13 protein-coding genes are annotated in these 19,636 nt (G+C 70.0%); 4 read left to right on the top strand and 9 right to left on the bottom strand.

The window, feature by feature from the left end; translation table 11 throughout:
* Positions 1-46 precede the first annotated feature (46 nt).
* Positions 47-436, top strand: coding sequence for an ATP-dependent Clp protease adaptor ClpS (locus AB1L88_RS01440; RefSeq protein WP_367094841.1), 390 nt, complete (start codon positions 47-49; stop codon positions 434-436).
* A 37-nt stretch (positions 437-473) separates the two neighbouring features.
* Here AB1L88_RS01440 and AB1L88_RS01435 read toward each other — a convergent pair whose 3' ends face one another.
* Positions 474-884, bottom strand: coding sequence for a hypothetical protein (locus tag AB1L88_RS01435; protein ID WP_367094840.1), 411 nt, complete (start codon positions 882-884; stop codon positions 474-476).
* 599 nt (positions 885-1,483) lie between these two features.
* Between AB1L88_RS01435 and AB1L88_RS01430 the strand changes: the two genes are divergently transcribed.
* Both AB1L88_RS01430 and AB1L88_RS01425 read left to right on the top strand, forming a co-directional pair.
* Positions 1,484-2,464: a WD40 repeat domain-containing protein gene (locus tag AB1L88_RS01430; protein WP_367094839.1), complete on the top strand. Its 981-nt coding sequence runs from the start codon at positions 1,484-1,486 to the stop codon at positions 2,462-2,464.
* A gap of 227 nt (positions 2,465-2,691) precedes the next feature.
* On the top strand, positions 2,692-3,138 hold the full coding sequence (locus tag AB1L88_RS01425; RefSeq protein WP_367094838.1) for a PilZ domain-containing protein: 447 nt from the start codon (positions 2,692-2,694) through the stop codon (positions 3,136-3,138).
* Here the strand turns inward: AB1L88_RS01425 and AB1L88_RS01420 are convergent.
* The 3 genes from AB1L88_RS01420 to AB1L88_RS01410 all read right to left on the bottom strand — a co-directional run bounded on the left by AB1L88_RS01420 (position 3,120) and on the right by AB1L88_RS01410 (position 7,779).
* Positions 3,120-4,838: an HAD family hydrolase gene (locus AB1L88_RS01420; protein ID WP_367094837.1), complete on the bottom strand. Its 1,719-nt coding sequence runs from the start codon at positions 4,836-4,838 to the stop codon at positions 3,120-3,122. The two genes, AB1L88_RS01425 and AB1L88_RS01420, sit on opposite strands and share 19 nt — an antisense overlap.
* A 78-nt stretch (positions 4,839-4,916) precedes the next feature.
* Positions 4,917-6,410, bottom strand: coding sequence for a hypothetical protein (locus AB1L88_RS01415; protein ID WP_367094836.1), 1,494 nt, complete (start codon positions 6,408-6,410; stop codon positions 4,917-4,919).
* Positions 6,403-7,779, bottom strand: a complete 1,377-nt coding sequence (locus AB1L88_RS01410; protein WP_367094835.1) for a phospholipid carrier-dependent glycosyltransferase — start codon at positions 7,777-7,779, stop codon at positions 6,403-6,405. The genes AB1L88_RS01415 and AB1L88_RS01410 overlap by 8 nt, the downstream gene beginning before the upstream one ends.
* A gap of 491 nt (positions 7,780-8,270) precedes the next feature.
* Here AB1L88_RS01410 and AB1L88_RS01405 point away from each other — a divergent pair, with 491 nt between their 5' ends.
* A complete protein-coding gene (locus tag AB1L88_RS01405; protein WP_367094834.1) occupies positions 8,271-10,295 on the top strand; it encodes a hypothetical protein in 2,025 nt (674 codons plus the stop codon).
* On the opposite strand, the gene AB1L88_RS01400 is transcribed toward AB1L88_RS01405, so the two are convergent.
* From AB1L88_RS01400 to AB1L88_RS01380, 5 genes are all read right to left on the bottom strand, one after another.
* Positions 10,219-10,887, bottom strand: coding sequence for an RluA family pseudouridine synthase (locus tag AB1L88_RS01400; protein WP_367094833.1), 669 nt, complete (start codon positions 10,885-10,887; stop codon positions 10,219-10,221). The two genes, AB1L88_RS01405 and AB1L88_RS01400, sit on opposite strands and share 77 nt — an antisense overlap.
* Before the next feature lie 56 nt (positions 10,888-10,943).
* On the bottom strand, positions 10,944-12,134 hold the full coding sequence (truD, locus tag AB1L88_RS01395) for a tRNA pseudouridine(13) synthase TruD (protein WP_367094832.1): 1,191 nt from the start codon (positions 12,132-12,134) through the stop codon (positions 10,944-10,946).
* Between the two features lie 76 nt (positions 12,135-12,210).
* On the bottom strand, positions 12,211-12,354 hold the full coding sequence (locus AB1L88_RS01390) for a hypothetical protein (RefSeq protein ID WP_367094831.1): 144 nt from the start codon (positions 12,352-12,354) through the stop codon (positions 12,211-12,213).
* A 333-nt stretch (positions 12,355-12,687) separates the two neighbouring features.
* Entirely contained in the window at positions 12,688-14,163 is a 1,476-nt protein-coding gene (locus tag AB1L88_RS01385) for a DUF1501 domain-containing protein (RefSeq protein WP_367094830.1), read from the bottom strand.
* 142 nt (positions 14,164-14,305) lie between these two features.
* Complete coding sequence (locus AB1L88_RS01380; protein WP_367094829.1) at positions 14,306-19,456, bottom strand: DUF1549 domain-containing protein; 5,151 nt, start codon at positions 19,454-19,456, stop codon at positions 14,306-14,308.
* Between the last annotated feature and the right edge of the window lie 180 nt (positions 19,457-19,636).

Here is a 19,636-nt window from a genome sequence, read left to right as displayed (position 1 = left end):
CCAAACGCCCTTCCGTGTTTTCCAGGTGCTCCCGGAGCCGTCAGGGATGAGTGAATTCGACCACGAACACCCGGGCGACACGTCCGTGGCCGAGCCGATCGTCACGACCACGACCGCTCCGAAGCCGCAGAAAGCCGCCGAGGGCGAGACCGAGACCCGGCGCCAGCCGCCCTACAACGTGATCATCCTCAACGACGAGGAGCACACGTTCGACTACGTCATCGAGCTGCTCTGCAAGATCTTCCGCCACTCCCTGGCCAGGGCCCAGGAACTGACCTGGCGGATCCACCTGACCGGCCGCGCGGTCGTCCTGACCACGCACAAGGAACTGGCCGAGCTGAAGCGCGATCAGGTGCTCTCGTACGGCCCCGACCCCCGCATGAGCATCTCCAAGGGGCCGCTCGACTGCTTCATCGAGCCGGCGCCGGGGAGCTGAGCCCCGGGCCTCGCCCGTCGATCTCCCGCCGCCTCGCTCAGATCGCCCCGGCCGATCGCGCCTGGAGCTCGGCCCATCGGGTCTTCAGCTCGCCGAGGATCCGCCAGAACAGGTCGCTGTGCATCGTGCCGGGGACGCGCTCGCAGGCCCAGGCGTTGAAGCGCCGGGGCTCGGTGTATTCGAGGTGGTGGGCGACCTCGTGCAGGAACGTATCGAACAACTCCTCCAGGGATCGCCGCCCCGACTCCCTGTCATGCGTGTAGATCCGGATCAGGCGGCGGCGGCGGTAATAGCCCCCGAGCACCCTGGCCGTCGCCCTCGGGTTGATGTCGAGCACGAAATCGACGGAAGGCGGGTGGATCCGCTCCAGGCGTCGCAGGAAAAGCGGCCCGATCGCCGACAAGGGCGGCTCGTAGCTCGATGCGGCCACCCCTCGGGCCCGGGCCACCTTCGTCCCCTCGGGGGGTCGCGCGGCATCGGGGCCCGGCTCGCCGCGCCGAAGGCCCCCCCTGCCCGATCGGGCGCCTTCGGCCGGAAGATCCGGGCCTCCTCGATGCCAATGGGCCGCGTCACGGGTCCCGCGGGACAGGTCGAGCGATTCGCAATCGGGCATGAGCGGCGAACCCGTTCGATGGGAGATCGAGAGCAACCCCGGCATGGAGGGTCTCCGGGCAGACCCTGCGTTGACGGTCGATTTTAGCACCTCGCCGCGTCCTCGTCAGCCGGGTTCGCGCCGGGTGTTGCGGGGACTCCCCTTTTATTCCTCTTCACGATCTCGATCGGCCCCGCCGGCCGGGGCGAGCGGCGAGGCCACGATTCCCGGCCACTTGCCGGGGCGATCCGTTGCGTTGCCGCGTCGGCCCGTCTATGTTCGGCCCGGGCGGACAGCCGTCCGGATACCCGGTCGGGGGCGATCGTCACCGGCCGGGGGCGGGCGCGATCCGCCTCGCCTGCCCCCCGTTTCCCTCCGGCCGGGGAGCCCCGGCGCGGCCCCCCGATCGGCCCTCCCCGAACCGATCCTCCCCGAACCGATCCCGGAACCTCACGATGATGAGACCCCTCCGCCGTCTCCTCCCCCTCCTGATCGCCCTGGCGCCGGCCGGCCCCGCCCTCGGCCGCCAGGCCGAACCGGCCGGCACGCTGCAAGGCCACGAGGAGCAACCCTACGCCGTCTGCTGGAGCCCGGACGGCAAGAGCCTGCTGTCCGTCGGCTTCGACAAGACCCTGCGGATCTGGGACGCCGAAACCTTCGAACAACGCTCGCTGGTCGACGCGCACGACGACCTCGTCCTCTGCGTCGCCATCAGCCCCGACGGCTCGAAGGTCGCCACCGGGGGCCAGGACAAGCTCGCCAAGGTCTGGCCGATGCCCGCACCGGACGCCGAGCCCCCGGCCGAGCCCTCGGCCACGATGACCGGGCACGAAGGCCAGGTCTACGCCGTCGCCTTCGCCCCCGACGGCCGTCGCCTCGCCTCGGCCGGGGCCGACAAGTCCGTCCGGCTCTGGGACGTCGAATCGGGAGAGGCGACCCGGACCATCGCCGAGGCCCACGCGGCGATCGTCTATGCCGTCGCCTTCCACCCGACGGCCGACCTGCTCGCCTCGGCCGGGGACGACCACCTGATCAAGTTCTGGACCTCCGACGAGGCCGCCGAGCCCTTGAAGGCCGAAGGGCACGAGGCCGCCGTCTACTGCATCGCCTTCAGCCCCGACGGCTCGACCCTGGCCAGCGGCTCGGTCGACAAGACGATCCGCCTCTGGAACGTCGAGGACGGATCGGCCCGCCGCGTGCTCAAGGGCCACTCCGACGACGTCTACGCGCTGGCCTGGTCGCCCGACGGCGCTCGGCTCGCTTCCGTCGGCTACAGCGGCCAGATTCTCATCTGGGATCCGGAGGCCGAGGGGCCCGTGTCCCGGCAGGAGGTCGCCCCCAACACCCGGGCGTCCGGCCTGGCCTTCAGCCCCGACGGCCGTCGCCTGGCCGTGGCCGCCTCGGACGGCCTGATCCACCTCTTCGCCATGCCCTGACCGCGGAAAACGTCCCTACGCTCCCACCCATGCGTTCGTGTCGCGCTGTTGCTTCGGGCGAGCATATCTCGTGTTGTTTCCTGGCAGTCCCCCCCGCCTCGACCTAGTGTTGGGATGAGTGCAGGAGGGACTGCCGGTCGACACGACGGCTCGCGTCCCCCCCTTTGTTTTTGAGCACGACACGATGGTGTGACTCGGGACCGACCTGAGGAGAAAGGGTGGAAACGATGGGGATTCGCCTGCTGACGAACCAGGACGCCGACCGATCAACGCCCGAGGCCCCATACAGCGGCATGGACCGGCGCCGGGCCACGCGGTTCGAGGCCGTCGAGGACCGGATCTGGCTCGGCTGGTGGGACGGCGAGGTCTTCCAGACGCTCGGCGCGCTGCTGCTCGACATCAGCCGCACCGGGGCCGCCATCATCTGCCCGGACGGGCCGTCCGAGCAGATGGACGCCTGGTTCTGCATCGTCGGCCCGAGCCTCTCCGGCGGGGCCAGGGCCCGCGTCGTCGGCCGAGAGCCGATCCCCGACCGGCCGGATCAGCTCCGCCTGCGGCTCGAATTCCAGCCCACCTGCCCCGAGGACCTCTATCTCGTCGCGCTCGGCCTGCTGTCGAACGACTGGAGCGAGGCGGCTCGCGAGGGGGCCCTCTCTCAGGTCGGCAGCATGTAATGCCGGGCGACGGCCGCCCGCAGGGCCGCCCGGCCCTCGGCCGCATCCGAGCCGACCCGATCGGCGATGGCCCGGGCCTCGTCCGCCAGGCCCTGATCCTTCAACGCGCCCCGGAACCAGGAGGCATAGTCGCCGTTGCGCAGGTGATGCAGCCAGGTCTCCTCATCGACCCCTTCGCCGATCTGAAGGAACATCCAGAGGTTCTGCGCTCGAAGGTTGAGCCGACCATCAGGGCCTCGGAAGTAGAAGCATAGGCGGGGTTCCAGCTCCCCGATCGCGTACTTCCGCGAATGGCGACGACGCTCGGAGCGCGCCGGCAGGCTCCGCACGACGCGAGGAGGCCCCGCCCCGGGACGCCTCGACCAGACCAGGCACTCGCCCGGGGCGAGCGTCTCATCCCCCTCGCATCGCGGCGGGGGCGCCCCGATCGACGCCGCGAACCGGGCGAGCGTCTCCCCCGGGGCCTCGCCGACGGCCCAGACCTCCTCGACCGTCGCCAGGACCTCCGGGGCGACACTCTCCGGATGCACGGTGATGAACAGGGCCCCCCGGAGGTCGAGCGGCAGCGTGGTCGGGTGCCGCTCCCGGGGCAGCAGGTGATGCGCCTCGTCGATCACGACCCAGTGCGGCCGGCACGTCCGCGCCCGGAGCTCCTGGAGCCTCGGCATCAACCCCTCGAAGAATTCCGGCCGATGGGGCATCGAGAGGCCGATCAGGTTGACCACCACCGTCTCGTCGGGGTGATCGAGCACGTCCTCCACCTCGTCCAGCGGCGGGGGGGCCTCCGCGCCGCCGAGCACGATCGCCCCCGGGAAGGTGGTGTAGTCCCCCTCCGGGTCGACGATGCAGGCCTGATACCCCCGCTCGGCGAGGCGTTCCAGGACGCCGGTGACCAGCGTCGACTTGCCGCTGCCCGAGGTCCCCGCGATCAGGATGTTCAACCCGAACGGGGGGAACCGGACCGTCTCCTCCTCGTCCTCCCGGTCGCGGCCGAGCGGGATCTGATGCCGCGTCAACATCGGCTCCAGGCTCGCCAGGTCGTCGTCGAGCAGCCGGTCGACGAGCTGGCAGACCCCCGCCCCCCGGGGTGCAGAGGCGGTCCAGTCGGCATGTTCCTTGAGCGAGTCGATCGCATTCGCGACGGCGACCCCGCACTCGGTCAGGCGGAGCATCGCGTGGTCGTTCTCCGCGTCCCCAACCGACACCACGTTGCGCGGCGAGAGGCCGAGCCTGCGGAGCGCCTCGCGCAGGCCGCTGGCCTTGTTCACGCCGCTCGGCAGGATCATCACGGCCTGCTTGTTGAAGATCACCTGGAGTTCCAGGCCCATCTCGCGAATCGTCTCGACGACCGCCTGCTGATGCGGCTCCCAGGTGGCCACGATCACCCGGCCGACCCCCAGCGGCAGGACGCCTCGCCCCGTGAGCCGGTCGACGAATTCCCTCGGCGGCGGGTCGGCGAGCAACGAAATCTCGCGGATCTTCGGGTCGTAGATCAACCCCCCGTTCTCGGCCACGACGCAATCGAACAGCCCGACCTGCGGGCAGACCTGGAGCAGCTCATCCAGCTCCCGGCCCGTCACCATGATCAGTCGCCGGCCCGAGGACTTGAGCCGCACCAGGGCGGCCTCCGTCTGCTCGTCGATCGCGCCGTGGGCGGCGAGGGTCCCGTCATAATCGGCGGCAAGGGCAATGTAGCGCATGGTTGAGGATCACCGGAGGCGCCGGGTGCGAACGAAAGGATCGCCCCGGCCGCCCTCCCGGCCGTTGCGGGGCGGATCTCAGGGCGTCGGGCCGCGTCGGGCACCTCGCCCCAGGGCCGCCATCAGGGCCGCAATCGCGACCACCTGGCCGAGCACCAGCGGCACGAACTGGAGCCACTGGCGCCCCGAGTCGAGGCGGCCGACCCAATCCGGCCACCCTTCCGAGACGATCGTACGGGTGAAGCGCCCGCCGATCCACCACGGTGCAACTGGCTCGCCAAGCCAGTGCGGCAGGACGATCTGCGTGATCGGATCGGTCACGTCCTGCGGCAACTGCGCCCCGACCCCCTGGAACAAAAGGATCACCACCCCGCCCGCCGTCGCCAGCAGCGCCGCGGGGATCGAGGCCCATCGGCCCCCGGCCGCCAGCAGCCCCGCCACGCCGATCATCCCGAACGGCAGGAGCGGCACCAGCAGCCTCGGCCCGGTCGACCATCCGCCGGTCCATTCCGGGTAGCTCACATTGATCAAGAACACCGCAAGGCTTGCCAGCAGCGCCACCAGACCCAGCCCCCACCGCTTCCGGGCCATCAGGGCGAACCACCCCGGGACGGCCAGCAGCAGGATGGGGGCGTAGAAGAAAAGCCCTCGATACCGCCCCCAGAGCAACGGGACCGCCCGGCTCCAGTCGGGCGACCGCAGGCCGAGCGGGTTGTCCTCCGAATGCACCTGCGCGAACTGCTCGGTCGCGTGGTGGGCGTAGCCGATGTCGAACGGGGACCCGAACGCCGACAGGTTGTATCCCATCAGGACCAGGGTCGGCCCCGCCGCCCCGACCGCGAACATCCCGAGGCCCTTCACCGGCAAGCCCTTGCTCAGCACTTTCGCCAGCACGAACCCGGCGAGGATCGCCGAGATCGGCCCGACCGACAGCTCGACCACCGACGCATAACTCGCCAGGCAGCCCGCCAGGAGCATCCCCCAGGACGGACCCCGGGCTCCCGGGCGGTCGATCAGGGCCAACGCCCCCAGCAGGCAGGCCGCCGCCAGTTGATGGCCGTAGCTCATCGTCGCATACGCATAGGCCGGGGTCGCCAGGCCGTAGGAGAGCCCCACCAGCGCCGACGCCCTCGGGCCGCACCCGACCCGACCGGCCAGCAGCACCAGCACCGCCGCGCCGATCGCCGTCGCCAGGCCCGCCGTGCCGAGGGTCGCCCAGTAATCCCCCGGCCAGTGCCGCAGGGCAGGCCCGCCGATCGGGTGGTCGGGGACGCCGAACGCCACCTTGGCGATCGCGTAGGGGATCGTCGCCACCAGGGAGTAACCCGGCTGCTTGTCGGTATAGTAACGATCGTCGATCCGGGCGATGTCGTTCGTCTGCACACGGTAGTCGTCGAGCCGGATCGTCCCCTGATCGACCAGGGCGTAGGCCAGCATCAATCGGCTCGCGCTGTTCCAGTCGCGGGCCTGCCAGAAGAAGGCGAAGCTGGCGAACAGGATCAGGGCCACGCCGATCGGCGTCACGACCCGATCCCGGGCCGACCAGCCTGGGAATCCGCCGCGATCAGCCACGCGTCTCATCCCCCGAGCGGTTGCCTCGCCAGAACAGCCCCAGCCCCCCCGACACCGCCGCCGCCCCCAGCAGGGCCGCCCCCGACTGGATCGGCAGCATATAGCGATCCCAGGCCATCGGGATGAACGCCGTCACCGTCGCCAACGCAACGGCAAACTGGACCAAAACCGCCCAGGCCGTCGGCGCGTCTCCCTTGCGGAGCTGCCGACGCCCGGCCCGGATCGACCACAATCCCCCCGCCAGGACCAAGGGCCCCCAGAGCAAGGCCCCCCAGTCCTGCCGCCAGTCGTACCGCACGATCGAGTCGGTCGCCCTCGGCCCGAGCGGCCCGAAGCGCCCGAACCCCTGCACGCCGACCACGGCGAGCTTCGCCCCGGGGCCGTCCACCGGATACCCCTGCTCCTTGAACACTGGATGCTCCCTCGCCCCCCGCGAGACGTCCGACCGATGCTCCATCACCGCCAGGGTCCGGCCGACCAGACCTCGCGCGGCCAGGTTCGCCGTCCCCTCGGGCGTCCCCCGGGGCACCTCCGGCCTGGCCGTCAACACGGGGTTGCCGACGATGAAGGTCCCGTAGGCGACCAGGCCCGCCAGGAGGATCGACCCCACCACCAACCCCTTGCGACCGACGCTCACCCCCGGCACCGCCACCGCCAACGCCGCCCAGGCCACCAGGGTCATCGTCGCCAGGCCGCCGCTCAGCTTCGCCAGCGCGGCCAGCCCCGCCAGGCATCCGGCCCCGATGATCATCGTTATAAAGGCCCGCCCACGACGATCCCCCGCCATCATCTCGCGCCAGGCCCAGAGCGCCACCGCCAGGGCCAGCAGCATCAAGGCCTCGGTGGGCACGTCCGACATCGCCCGCCGGGCGTGCATCCGGTAGAGCGGGTTGATCGCCAGCACGACCCCCGCCAGCAATCCCGCCCGAGTGCCGAAGCCCATCGCCCCGATCGCCGCCAACGCCACGCAGCCGACGGCCCCGAGCACCACGGTCGGCCACCGGGTCCAGACGAGCAGGTCCATCCCGCCGAACGTCGTCGCCGTGTTGTTGTACCAGGCGAAGGCATCGGCCCGGTCGGGCATCGGCCGGCCCCCCAGCCCGATCATGGCGCCGATCAGGTACTTCGGCAGCGGGGGGAGGTCGATCGCCGGGTATTCGAGCCAGGCCGGGTCGTCCCAGCGTCCTTCCCACCAGAGCGGCCCGAAGTAGCCCTGGGAGACATACGCCCACTCGTCGATGAAGCTCGGCTCGTCGGCCAGCCGGTACCCGAAGCTCGCCAGGGCGAACAGCCCGACGGCGAGGAATCCGAGGCGGGTCCGGGACGATCGGCGGGGAGTCGGCTCGGGATCGGGTCCGTCGGCAGGCATGGCGTCGGGGGATGGGGTCAGGGGGATTGCGCCGGTCGGACCGATCGCGCCCGGGGTAGTGATGGGGTCATTTTAGAAATCGGTGCAGATGACTGGCAACCATGCGGCCATCGGATATGGTTCCGTGACGCTCCGATTTGCCACCGAGCCCGGCGGTCCGACCGCCCGGCCCCGGTGGGGATCGGCAGGGCGTCGCCGCCTCGTCGATTGGCGGGGCTCTTGCCGCCTTCCGTCGTTGATCCGACCGCCGCGAGCGAATTCATGCCTCCTCTTGAGCATTCCTCCACCCGAGCCTTCGATGCGCGGCGCGACGGCAAGCCGGGGCCGTCGGCCCCGGAGACTCCCCTCTTCGATGTCGGCGTCTCGACCCCGACGACTCCGGTCGTCCGGCATCCGAATCGGTCCCCGGATCTCCGCCCGGCCGTCCCGGCCCGGGACGGCCGTCCGGGCACGCGACGGGCCGGGTCCCGAACTCCCTGGAGGAATCCCCGATGAAGACCGTGCGAAGCGCATCGACGGGCCCGCCCGCCCGCCGGGCGTCGCCTCGCCTCGCCCTGATCCTCATGGCCCTGGCGGCGATCAGCGTGGAGGGATGCCAGTCCCTCCAGTCGATCAACCCGTTCCGGAACTGCGTCGGCTGCGGCCCCTTGAGCAGGATCGGCAGCGGCGGTGGCCTGTTCAACCGCAATCGCGGGAGGGTCGTCTACGAGGAGCCGCCGATCATCCTTGATTCGGCTCCCGGAGTCGAGGTCCTGCCCGGCGAACCCGCCATCATCAATTCGAGCCCCCCGCTGGGCTCGACCCTCGTGCCGGCCGACCCGGCATTGACGACACCCCCCACGTCGGTCCGCCCTCCCGACGACGCCCTGGAGCTGGAACCCCTGCCCGAGCCCTCCCCCTCGGGGCGGGCCCCGCAGGGCTCCTCGAATCCGAGGGCCAGCGCGGATCGCACGATCGGGGGCCGTCCGATCGATCGGGCCTCCTCCTCCTCTCCGACCTCGACCGGCGACTCGTTCGCCGATCGCATGGCAAGACGGAGCAGCGATGAGGCCCGGCCTCGCTTCGGCTTCGACCCGGCTCCCGAGCCGGGTCGGGCCCCCTCCCCCTCGACTACCCGCCCGGGCGACTCCAGCGAGAGTCTGCGGGTGATCGACCGCCTCCCGGCCCCCGAGAGCATCGATCGGGGGGCCGCGGAGGATCTCGCCCCCCCTCCCCCCGCGGTCGTCGCCGAGCCGGCCCCGGTCGCCCCCGCCGTCGAGCCGATGCCCGAGCCGGCCCCGGTCGAGCCGATGCCCGATCCGAGCCCTCCGGCCGTCGTCCCGGCGGCCGAGCCCGAGCCGGAGAGTCCTCCCGCCGTGGCCGAGGCGGGCGAGGCCGACCCCTTGCCGGCGGATCACGACGTCTCGCCCCCGGCCGTCGTCGAGCCGATGCCCCCGCCGTTCGAGGGGCCGGTCCCCGACGGGCCCGAGCCCGAGGCGCTGCCCGACCCGGCCCCCCCACCGGTCGCCGAGCCGGATCTCCCGACCCCGACCGACCCGATCGGGCCGCCCCCCGACCCCCCGGCGGTCTCCGAGCCGACGGCCCAGGTGATCCCCGAGTCGCTGCCGGACACCGGCGCGGCCTCGGGGATTCGGGCGTTTTACAGCGTCGCCCCGCTGCTCGCCGGCGGGTCCATCCCGGAGGATTCGGGGTGGGCCTGGCTGGCCGACCACGGCTACCGGACCGTGCTCGACCTGCGTCCGGTCGACCAGATCCGGCCGGCCGACTTCGCCGCCAGCAACCGCCTCGGCCTGCGGCACGTCCTCCTGCCCATGACCCCGGGGATCATCGATTCCACGCTCGTCGGCCGGTTCGAGGAGGAAATCGCCCTCGAATCGGCCCGGCCGCTCTTCTTCTGCGACGCCGACGGCTCGGCCGCCGCGGCCCTCTGGTACATCCACCGGATCAAGGTCGACCGCACCGATTCCGAGCGGGCCCGACGCGACGCCGAACGCATCGCCCCCATCTCCCCTTCCTTGATGATCGCCGCGCAGGCCTTCCTCAACGGCCAGCCCGTCGCCGCCGTCGCCCAGCCCGAGCCCGAGATCCCCCCCTTGATGGTCGAAACCGGCTTCGACGTCGAGATCGAGCTGTCACCGACCGAACCCTCCCCCGCGATCGCCGATCCCGCTCCCGCAACCGACCTCCCCGCCGCCGTCGCGGACGCCTCGACCCACGCCATCGCCACCGCCGCCGACCCCGCCGACCCACCGATCGAACCCGAACCGGCCGCCCCCAAGGGCGCCGAGACCTCGATCGCCGAGGTCTTCGAGGACCCGTTCGCCAGGCCTGAGCCGGCCCCCGTCGACCCCAAGAGCTGGGGACCGTACGCCGCGCTCTTCCTCACGATTTTGGCCATCCCGCTGGCCTACTGGGGCTCCTCGAACCTGCCGACCGGCTTCAGGACGAAGGTCCGGGCCAGTCTGACGGGACCGGCGCGACGACCCGCGTCTCTGCCGCCGTCGTCGGATGCCTGAACCCGATCGACCGCGCATGCAGGGCGATCCGGTGCCCGCCGTCGCTCGCCGGGATCCGGCCCGAAGCCCCGTACTTCAAATCCCCCACGATCCGCAGCCTTCGAGACGCCAGTTGCACCCGGATCTGATGGCTCCTGCCGCTGACCGGCCTGACTTCCAGCCACGATCGACCCCGCCAGCGCTCCAGCACGCGGAAGGCCAGCACCGCTTCCTTCCCGCCTGCCCCCACCCGCACGACGTTCCTTGACTCGTCCTTGACGAGCCGATCGGTCCACGTCCCCTCCTCCGCGTCCGGGCTCCCCTCGACGATCGCCCAGTACACCTTCTCGACCGTCTCCTCGCGGAACTGGGCCGAGAGGCGGCTCGCCCCCTTGCTCGTCTTGCCGAGCAGGACCACCCCCGACACCGGCCGATCGAGCCGATGCACCAGGCCGACGAACACGTTCCCCGGCTTCTGGTACCGGACGCGCAGATCCTCCCGCGCCCAGTCGACCAGGGATTCCGCCCCCGACTCGTCCCCCTGCGTGGGCATCCCGCTCGGCTTGTTCAGCGCGAGGCAATGGTTGTCCTCAAACAAAACCACGGGGACCATCGAAACACCCTGTCTCGACTCGTTCAGACTTTGCCGCGTGGGCGAGAGCCCGTCGCTCACGATGGAGCCGTTTCCCCGCCCGCGGCATCGGTCAGACGCTTGACGATCAGGGTCGCATACGCCCCGCGCGGCAGCTCGAATTCCAGCTCCAGGGCCTTGCGCCCCCGGTACAGCTCGTCGTCACTCAGCTCCGACTGCGACCACTGACCGGCCCGGAACAGGGCCGCCCGGTCCCCTTTCGACAGGAAGACGTCCTTCAGATGCTTGACGCGGAGATCCTCCCAGGCCATGCCCTGCTCCGCCACCACCGACCGGGCCAGCTCCGCCACCTCATCCGAGCCGAGCACCGTCCGGGACGCCGGCAAGGGCAAACGGGCCTGAGCGAGTCGGGCCACCTGCTCCGGATCGAGCCCGACCGGCACCGGCAGGTCCGCCGTCCGGAACGGGTGCAACACCCGCTGATCCGGCCGGGTAATCCGCTCGATGAACCGGGCCAGGATCAGGTTCCACAGGTGGCTCTGATAGGCCGAGAAGTAGATCGACCGCAGGTCGCGCCTGACCCTCGCGAACGCCCCCCGGAAGTCGGTCGGGTGGTCGACCAGATAGGTCACGATGCTCCGGATGTGGGAACGGTCGAGCGCGTCCTTCGCCTCCGGCCATCGGCCCCAGGACTCGCGGAGGATCGCCTTCTGCCGGGCGTCTCCGGGACGGTCCGAATCGTTCTCCTCGGCCAGGGCGAGCCACAAAGCCCGCTCGTGATCCCCCGCGATCCAGGCCCGGCCGATGAAGTCGCCGCTCGGCCCGACCGAGCCGAACCGCTGGTCGTCGAAGTAGTTCGGAATCCCGTCGCGCGGGATCTCGGTCGCCGCCCGCAGGGCCCGGCTCGCCTCGTCGTCCGACAGGTCGCGCAGGACGATCCCGAAGTGGTTCCCCCGGAACGACGACGGCCCATACGGCTCGTCGATCCTCCCGATCGGCTCCAGGTCGATTTGCTCCTGGTGCAACGACCGCTCCGGCCCCTTGAAGATCGAGAGGTACTGGATCGTCAGCGCATGCCGGTCCTTCAACCCCCCGTGGCGGACCACGTCAGGCGGCAGGTTCCAGCGGCGTCGGATCGCCTCGATCGCCTCGGGCGTGCCGATCCCCCGCTTGGTCAGGCGATACAGGACGAATCGTCCCCGGTCGCCGGGGGTCACGGTCGGCAATTCCTCGACCCGGAAGTCCTCGGGTCGGCACTTGATCTTCACGGCAAGGGTATCTCGGCTCGGCGGCTCGCGGCCCTCGGCGGGGCGAACCTTGAGGTGGGGTCGGGGCGGCTGCGGATCAAACAAGCTCCGCCTGATCGAGGGGCTCCCAGTGCTTCTCGAACGCGACCAGGTCGATCTCCTTGACGTAGCTTTCCATGTACCCGCAGGTCACGCAAACGAAATCGTCGACCCGGGCCGCGTCCCAATGGCCGACGGTCACGCTCCTCCCGCGGAGGAACGACCGGGGACGGACCCTGATCTCCGTCGCATTGCACCTCGGGCAGCATCCTGTCGGCAGGCCTGATCGGATGGTTTTCATGGATGGCACCGTTCCCGTTCCGGTTCGCCGCGGTCGTAGATCGCCCCTCGCGGGTGACATGATAGCGATTCGCCGGCGGCCCCGCGAGATTCGGCGGATTCCGGAGCGCCGCCGGACGACTCCCCGGCCGTCGATCCTCGCAATGGGACAACGAAAACGCCTCCCGGGCGGAGGGACGTCCGCCCGGGAGGCGCCTTCGAGCAAGTCGACCGGCTCTGACCCCATCGGGGAGGATCAGCCGAAGAGGGACGTGACCGCCTCACCCTTGACCAGCTCTCTCGGCTGGTTCAGGTGGTTATAGACGATCGTATCCGGGGCGATGCCGAACGTGTGGTAGATCGTCGCCAGGAGCTCGTTCGGGTGGACCGGGTCGTCGACCGGGGACGACCCCGTCTTGTCCGACTTCCCGTGCACGTGGCCGCGACGGATGCCGGCACCGGCCATGACCGCCGTGTAGCAGTACGGCCAGTGGTCGCGGCCGTCGGCGCTGTTGCCGTTGCCGGAGGTGCTCACCCCCTTCTGCGGGCTGCGGCCGAACTCGCCGACCGCCACCACGAGCGTATCGTCGAGCATCCCCCGCTCGTCCAGGTCGGTGATGAGGGCCGAGAGCCCCTGGTCGAGCATCGGGCCCGACTGGTCCTTCATCCGCTCGGTCAGCCCGACGTGATGGTCCCACGAGTGGTTGTCGCTGTTCGCCACCTTCGGCCAGATGACCTCCACCACGCGGGTCCCGGCCTCGACCAACCGACGCGCCAGCAGGCAGCTCTGGCCGAACGTGTTGCGGCCGTAGCGGTCCCGCAGCGGGGTCTTCTCCTGGGCCAGGTCGAACGCCTCGCGCGCCTTGCCCGAGACGACCAGGCTCAGCGCCCGGTCGTAGTACTCGTTCAGGTTGTAGTTCGAGACGGACTCGTCCAGCACCGGCATCGCGTCATTCAGGGCCTCGCGGAGATTCGCCCGGCGCTGGAGGCGGAGGGCGAAGACCTCGGGGCGGAGCTGGAGGTCGTCGACCTTGATCCGGCTCATCTTCTCCATGTCCATGTCGTCACCCTCGGGGTAGAGGGTGTACGGGTCGAACGCCTTGCCGAGGAACCCGGCGGTCCCCCCCTTGCCGACGACGTTCGACTCCTGCAACGGCCGGGGCAGCATCACGAACGGCAGCATCGGCACCGTCGGCGGCTGGATCCGGATGATATTCGAGCCGAAGTTCGGGAAGTCCTTCGGGCTCGGCGGTTCGAGCTGGCCGGACGGGCTGACCTTGTCGGTCGTGTAGCCGGTCATCATCTGGTAGATCGCGGCCGTGTGGTTGAACAGGCCGTTGGGCGTGTAGCTCATCGAGCGGATGAAGGTGTACTTATCCGCGATCTGGGCCATCTGCGGCAGGATCTCGGTGACGTTGATCCCCGGCACGTTCGTCGGGATCGACTTGAAGGCGCTCCGGACCTTCTCCGGGGCGTCGTCCTTCGGGTCCCAGAGGTCCAGGTGGCTCGGCCCGCCTTGCAGGTAGACCAAAATCACGCTCTTGGCCTTGCCCCAGCCGGGGCCGCCCGTCAGGCGTCCGGCGTCGTTGGCCGAGGCCGCCTGCATCTGGAGCATCGAGCCGAGCGACAGGCCGAACAGGCCCGAGGCGCCGACGCGGAGGATGTCGCGGCGGGTCGCGCCGAGATGGTCGTCGCAGAGGTCCTTGCCGCTGGGTCCGGGAACGAACAGCATCGCGGTCCTGCCTTTCGATGGGCGGTTCGGGGGATCGGTCCTACGAGCCGTCAAGGAGGGGGGAATCGCACCGGATCAAGGGTCGAGCACGTCCCGACCCGGGCACCCGTCGATCGTTTCCCCCTCCCATTTCGCCACGCGATCAATGATTGAACAGGAACGCCGGGCTGTTGATCAGCGCCCAGGCGATGTCCTGGGCCGCCGTCAGCCGACGCGATTCGAGCTGGTTGGTACTCATCGCCAGGTCGGTCCGGAGCCGGACCAGGGTCGGGTCTTCCGGGAGCGGCTGCTCCGCCTCGGCCAGGCGCTGGCGAAGCTGCACGAGCTTCGGATCCTCGGGCAAGGGCTGCTCGGCCTGCGCCAGGGCCTGCTGTTTCTGTCGGTACGGCTGATCGATGGCCTTGAAGTAGGCCACGACCGACTCCCGTTGCTCGTCGGTCCACGAGGACTCGCCGGCGGCAACCAGGGCCGCGAACTCGTCGGGCAGGCTCACGCCCACCGGCGATTCCTGGGCACTGAGGGCCAGCCGGAATCGGCCGAGGGAATGCTCGCTCGACTGGAAATTCTGCACCATCTTGATGGTCAGGAGGGTGCCGCCGGGGTGATCGAGCGGCTCGGCCAGCTGGAAGGTGGCCCAGTGGGGCACCCCCGAGGCCGGCGAGACGGCCCACCCCTGCGCCGGGTCCTTGTCGTTGCCGTCCACGGCCGCGGCGACCGGCAGGTTCTCCTGGCTGAAGTCGGCGAGCGGGTTGACCAGCGAGAGCTTCTTCACCCGGGTCGGGTCGGTGAGCGGGGCGGCGTACACCTCGATCTCGTTGAGGACGAAGTTGCCGTCTGAGGCCCGGCCCGGCCCCTTTCGGGGCAACGACTCGTCGGTCAAGACTTCGAGCCGGAGCGCGGTCAGGCCGGTCTGCTCCGTCTCGGCCACGATCGTATAGACCCCCTGCCCCTTCTTGTCGCCCGAGGCCACGATCGAGCGGTCGTCCCGCTGCTCCAGGGTCGAGCCGTTCGAGGCCGTCAACCGGCGTGCCTCCAGGCTTTCCCAGGCCACGAGCGTCTCGGCCCGCTCGGCCGCCCACGAGCGAATCATCGCGGGCAGGTCGTTGGCGGCGTAGTTTTCCAGGTCCGCCTTCGCCGAGGCAATCTTCTGCTCGCGCTCCTGTTCCTGCTCGGCGATTCGAGGGGCGATCTCCTCCTCATACGAGGCCAGCTCCTCGCGGGCGGCGGCGATGGCCTCCTCGCGTTTCTTCTCCCACTGGGGGGTCAGGGCGGCGACCTCGGCCTCGCGTTGCGCCAGCGCGGCGACCAGTTCCTGATGATCCGCGCCGATCTCGTCGAAGACCTCCAGGCAGGCGTCGATCTCGCCCACGCTCGCCGGCCGGTTGAGGACGCGGAGGAACAGCTCGTTGATGAGCGAGGCGTTCCCGCCCTCTTCTTTCACCAAGCCGGCGATCGCGTTGTTCGAATCGCCGATCGCCTCGGCCACCGTCGGCCCGCTGACCAGGGCCATGATCGGCCCGAGTTGCAGGTCGTCCGAGCGTTCGCACTCGCAGGCCGACTCGCGGACGGGGCGGCCGAAGGTGGTCAGGAAGCCGCTCGGCAGGTCGATCCCCGAGTCGGGCAAGGCGGCGGCCCGGGTCCCCTCGGGCACGCCGGGGATGTTCGGCGTCGAGCCGGCCACCTTGTAGATCGCGTCGTACAGGACCTCGGCCGGCAGGCGTTTCGGCCGGGCGCTGGCGTAGTTGATCGTGTCGTCGGCGTTCCACTCGTTCGTCTCGACCGAGAGCTGATACGTCCGCGAGGTGGCGATCAGCCGGATGAGGTGCCGCACGTCGAACCCGCTGGAGACGAACTCGTCGGTCAGGTAGTCGAGCAGCTCGGGGTTCGTCGGCGGGTTGCCCGCGCGGATGTCGTCGAGCGGCTCGATCAGGCCGACCCCCATCAGGTAGCCCCAGATGCGGTTGGCGTAGCTGCGGGCGAAGTACTCGTTGTCGGGCGACGTGATCCAGGCGGCCAGCTCCACCCGCCGCGGGGCATCCTCGGGAGCGTCGTAGTCGGTCTCGTACGGGAAGGCCGGCGGCGTCGGGTTTCCGGTCCGCTCGTGGATCACCTCCGATTGCGAGGTGTCGCTGACGATCTCGAACAGCGGCTTGGCCCCCTCGACGGCCGAGCCGCCGATGCGGCGATCGCCGCTCTCCGGGTCGGTCGCCAGGGCTACCTGGGCGAAGAAGGCCGACGTCTCGTAGTACTGGTCCTGCGTCCAGCGTTCGAACGGGTGGTCGTGGCACTTGTTGCAGTTGAAGCGGATGCCGAGGAACAGGTGCGTCGTGTTCTCCATCGTCTCCTCCGGGGTGCGGAGGATCTTGTAGTACGACGCCGGCGGGTTCTCCCGGTTCGAGCCGCTCGCGGTGATGATCTCCCGCACGAACTGGTCGTACGGCGTATTCGCCGCGACCTCCTCCCGGATCCAACTGCGGAAGGCCCGCGCCCCCTCGGGAGCCAGGAACTTCGCGTTGACCTGGAGCAGGTCGGCCCACTTGTTCGTCCAGTACTCGACGAACGCCTCCGAACCGATCAGCCCATCGACCAAAGCCTCGCGCTTCTCCCGGCTCGGCCTCGTGTCGGCCAGGAAGGCGGTCACCTGCTCGCTCGACGGCGGCAGGCCGGTCAGGTCGAGATGGGCCCGGCGGAGGAACTCGGCATCGGTGCACAGATCCGACGGGAGGATCTTCATCCGCTCCCACTTGCGGGCCACCAGGTCATCGATCGAGTTGTACGTCTCCGGCTCGACCCAGGCGAAGCCGCTCCGATCCCCCATGACCGTCAACGTCGTGGCGGCATAGGCCCCTTCGAATCGGGCAAGAATCGGCGCCTCGCCGCGTCGGATGGCGGAAACCAGGCCGCGGTCGCCGGCCTCGGCCACCTCGGTGTTGCCGCTCTCGATGAAGGCGTACTGGGTCACGTCACGGACGGCCCCGTCGGCGTAGGTCGCCACCACCCGGATCTGCTGGCGGCCCCCGATCCGATCGATGATGGCGTTCGCCGGCTGGACCTCGATGCTCGCAACCTTGGGCGTCTCCAGGTCGAGCGTCGCCCCCGAGGCGATCCAGTCGCGGAGGATCCGGTAGTTCGGCTCCTCGGTGTCCATCAAGACCCCGCCGACGTGGGCGACGCCCCCGGTCGGCTTGAGCAGCATCAGGCTGTCGTCGGGCGAGGCCAGGTTGACCCGCCGCGCGGCGTGGTCGTCGGTCAGCGATCGGATGTCGAAGATCGGGTCGTACCCCCGGAGCGAGAGCTTGAACCCGTTCTTCCCGTCCTGGGCCCCGTGGCAGGTCCCCTGATTGCAGCCGAGCCGCGAGAGCACCGGGTTCACGTCCCTGACGAAATCGACCTCGAACGGCCGCGACAGCCCCTCGACGATCACCGGGACCTTCGCCGTCTTGCCGGCGATCGAGACCTCCAGCGTGCCGTTGCCGTCGGCCCTCGGCGTGACGAAGCCGGACCGGGCGACCTCGGCCACCGGGCTCGACAGGCTCAGGTCGGCCGTCCGGGTCAGGTCCACCACCGCGCCGCCGGCCAGGGTGCCGCTGACGACGATCTGGACCGAATCGAACAGGTTGACCAGGCGGATCTCGCTGGGTGTGACGGCCAGGTCGACCAGTTCGGCTCCTTCGGGCAGGCGGTCGGCCTCGGCCACCTCGGTCGACTCGTCCACGGCCACACGCTTCGGGCGGACCGGCTTGCCGGCCTCGGCCACCTCGGCCGATCCTTCTTCGAGCGGGGCGGGCGAGACCTGATCGATCACCGTGCCCGCCGCCGGGTCGATCACCCGGATGATCCCGTCGCCGCCGGACGCCAGCAGGTGCCCGTCGGCCCCGAACGTGATCGCATAGAGGCCGGTCTCGGGCACGCTCAGGCGGGCGATCTCGCGGACCCCTTCTTTATGGTAGGCGTCGAGCTTCTGGGCCTCCTCGGCCGATCGGGTGGTGACGACCTTCTCGTTGATCGCCTTGATCTCGTCCGGCAAGGTCGTGTCGAAGTCGTACGAGAAGACGGCCACCTCCCCCTGGCCGTCGAGCGCGCTGGCCGCGGCGATCATCGAGCCGTCGGGGCTGACGGCCACCGAGAAGATCCGCCCCTTCATCGCCGGGAACTCGCGGATCAGGTTGCCGTCGTCGCCGATCACCCGCTTCGTCAGGCGTTCGACCCGGTAGAGCTTCGGCACGCCGTCCGAGCCGCCGACGACGATCTCATCCCGGCTCGGGTGCCGGGCCACGGCATTGACCCCGCCCTTCAGGGCCCCGGGGGTGATCGAGGTGATGTTGTCCACGAACCGCTGCGTCTCGACCTCGGTCAGCTTCACCGCCATGTCCCGGCCGACCGAGATCAGGTGCGTCCCCTCGGCCGAGAAGACCGTGTCGAGCGCCCAGTCCTCGTGGGCCAGCAGGAAGAGCACCTGCTCGCCCGTCTCGGCGTCGATCGCCCGGACCGAATTGTCGGCGCAGCCGAAGGCGATCTTCGACCCGTCCGGCGACCAGCTCGCGCCGTAGACCGTGTCGTACGTCACCGGGACCGATCGGATCAACCGGCCCGAGGCCACGTCCCAGATCTGCACCTCGCCCAGCCGCCCCGGGTTGCCGCCGGTGACGGCCAGCTTCGAGCCGTCCGGCGAGAAGGCGACCGACTCGATCCGCTCGGACAGGCCGATCAGCCGGCCCGTCCGCTCCAGCGTCTCGGCCGACAGCAGCAGGACCTCATGGAACCCGGCCACGGCGATCGTCGTCCCGTCGGGCGAGACGTCCATCGACGCGATCACCGGCGGACGAACATAGACCGGGGGATTCTCGGCACTAAACGTCGATCGGGCGTTGACCGGCGTGTCGTCGATCGCCCCTTCGGCGATCCACCGGCGAATGAGGGCGATTTCGGCATCGAGCAACGGCGGGGCGTCCTGGGGCATCAGGGCCTCGCCGTTCGTCGGCGTGATCTGGTCGATCAGGTAGCTCTCGACCGGATCTCCCGGCACGATCGCCGGCAGGGTCGATTCCCCCCCGGCGAGCAGCCTCTCGAACTCGGTCATCACGAACTTGCCGCCGGCCTTCGCCGGCTGGTGGCACCCCTGGCAATTCGCCTCGAAGATCGGCCGGATCTGCTCGTGATAGCTGACCTTCTCCTCCGCGATCGCTCCGGCCGCATCGGCCGGGGACTCGGCGTCGTCGGCCGTTGCGGGACCGGTCCAGAGCAGGGCCATCAGGACCGCGGTCGTCGTCGGGAACCCGTACCAAGGTCTCATCACGGCGGTCTCCTGCATCGCTCGATTCGGCGGTCGAAGCTCGGAGGAATCTCAATCCAATCGCTGTCGCAATCGCAGTCGGCGCATCCTGGGAACCTCTTTAACCCATCCCAGGACGATCGGCGGGGGGGGGAACGCCGAGCTTGCTCGCATTCTCGCATCTCGATCGGGCAGAGATGC

Origin of the sequence: Tautonia sp. JC769 (genome assembly GCF_040717455.1) — a bacterium.
Lineage (GTDB): Bacteria > Planctomycetota > Planctomycetia > Isosphaerales > Isosphaeraceae > Tautonia.
The sequence above is the reverse complement of the archived record's forward strand: the minus strand, read 5'-3'. Positions and strand labels throughout refer to the sequence as shown.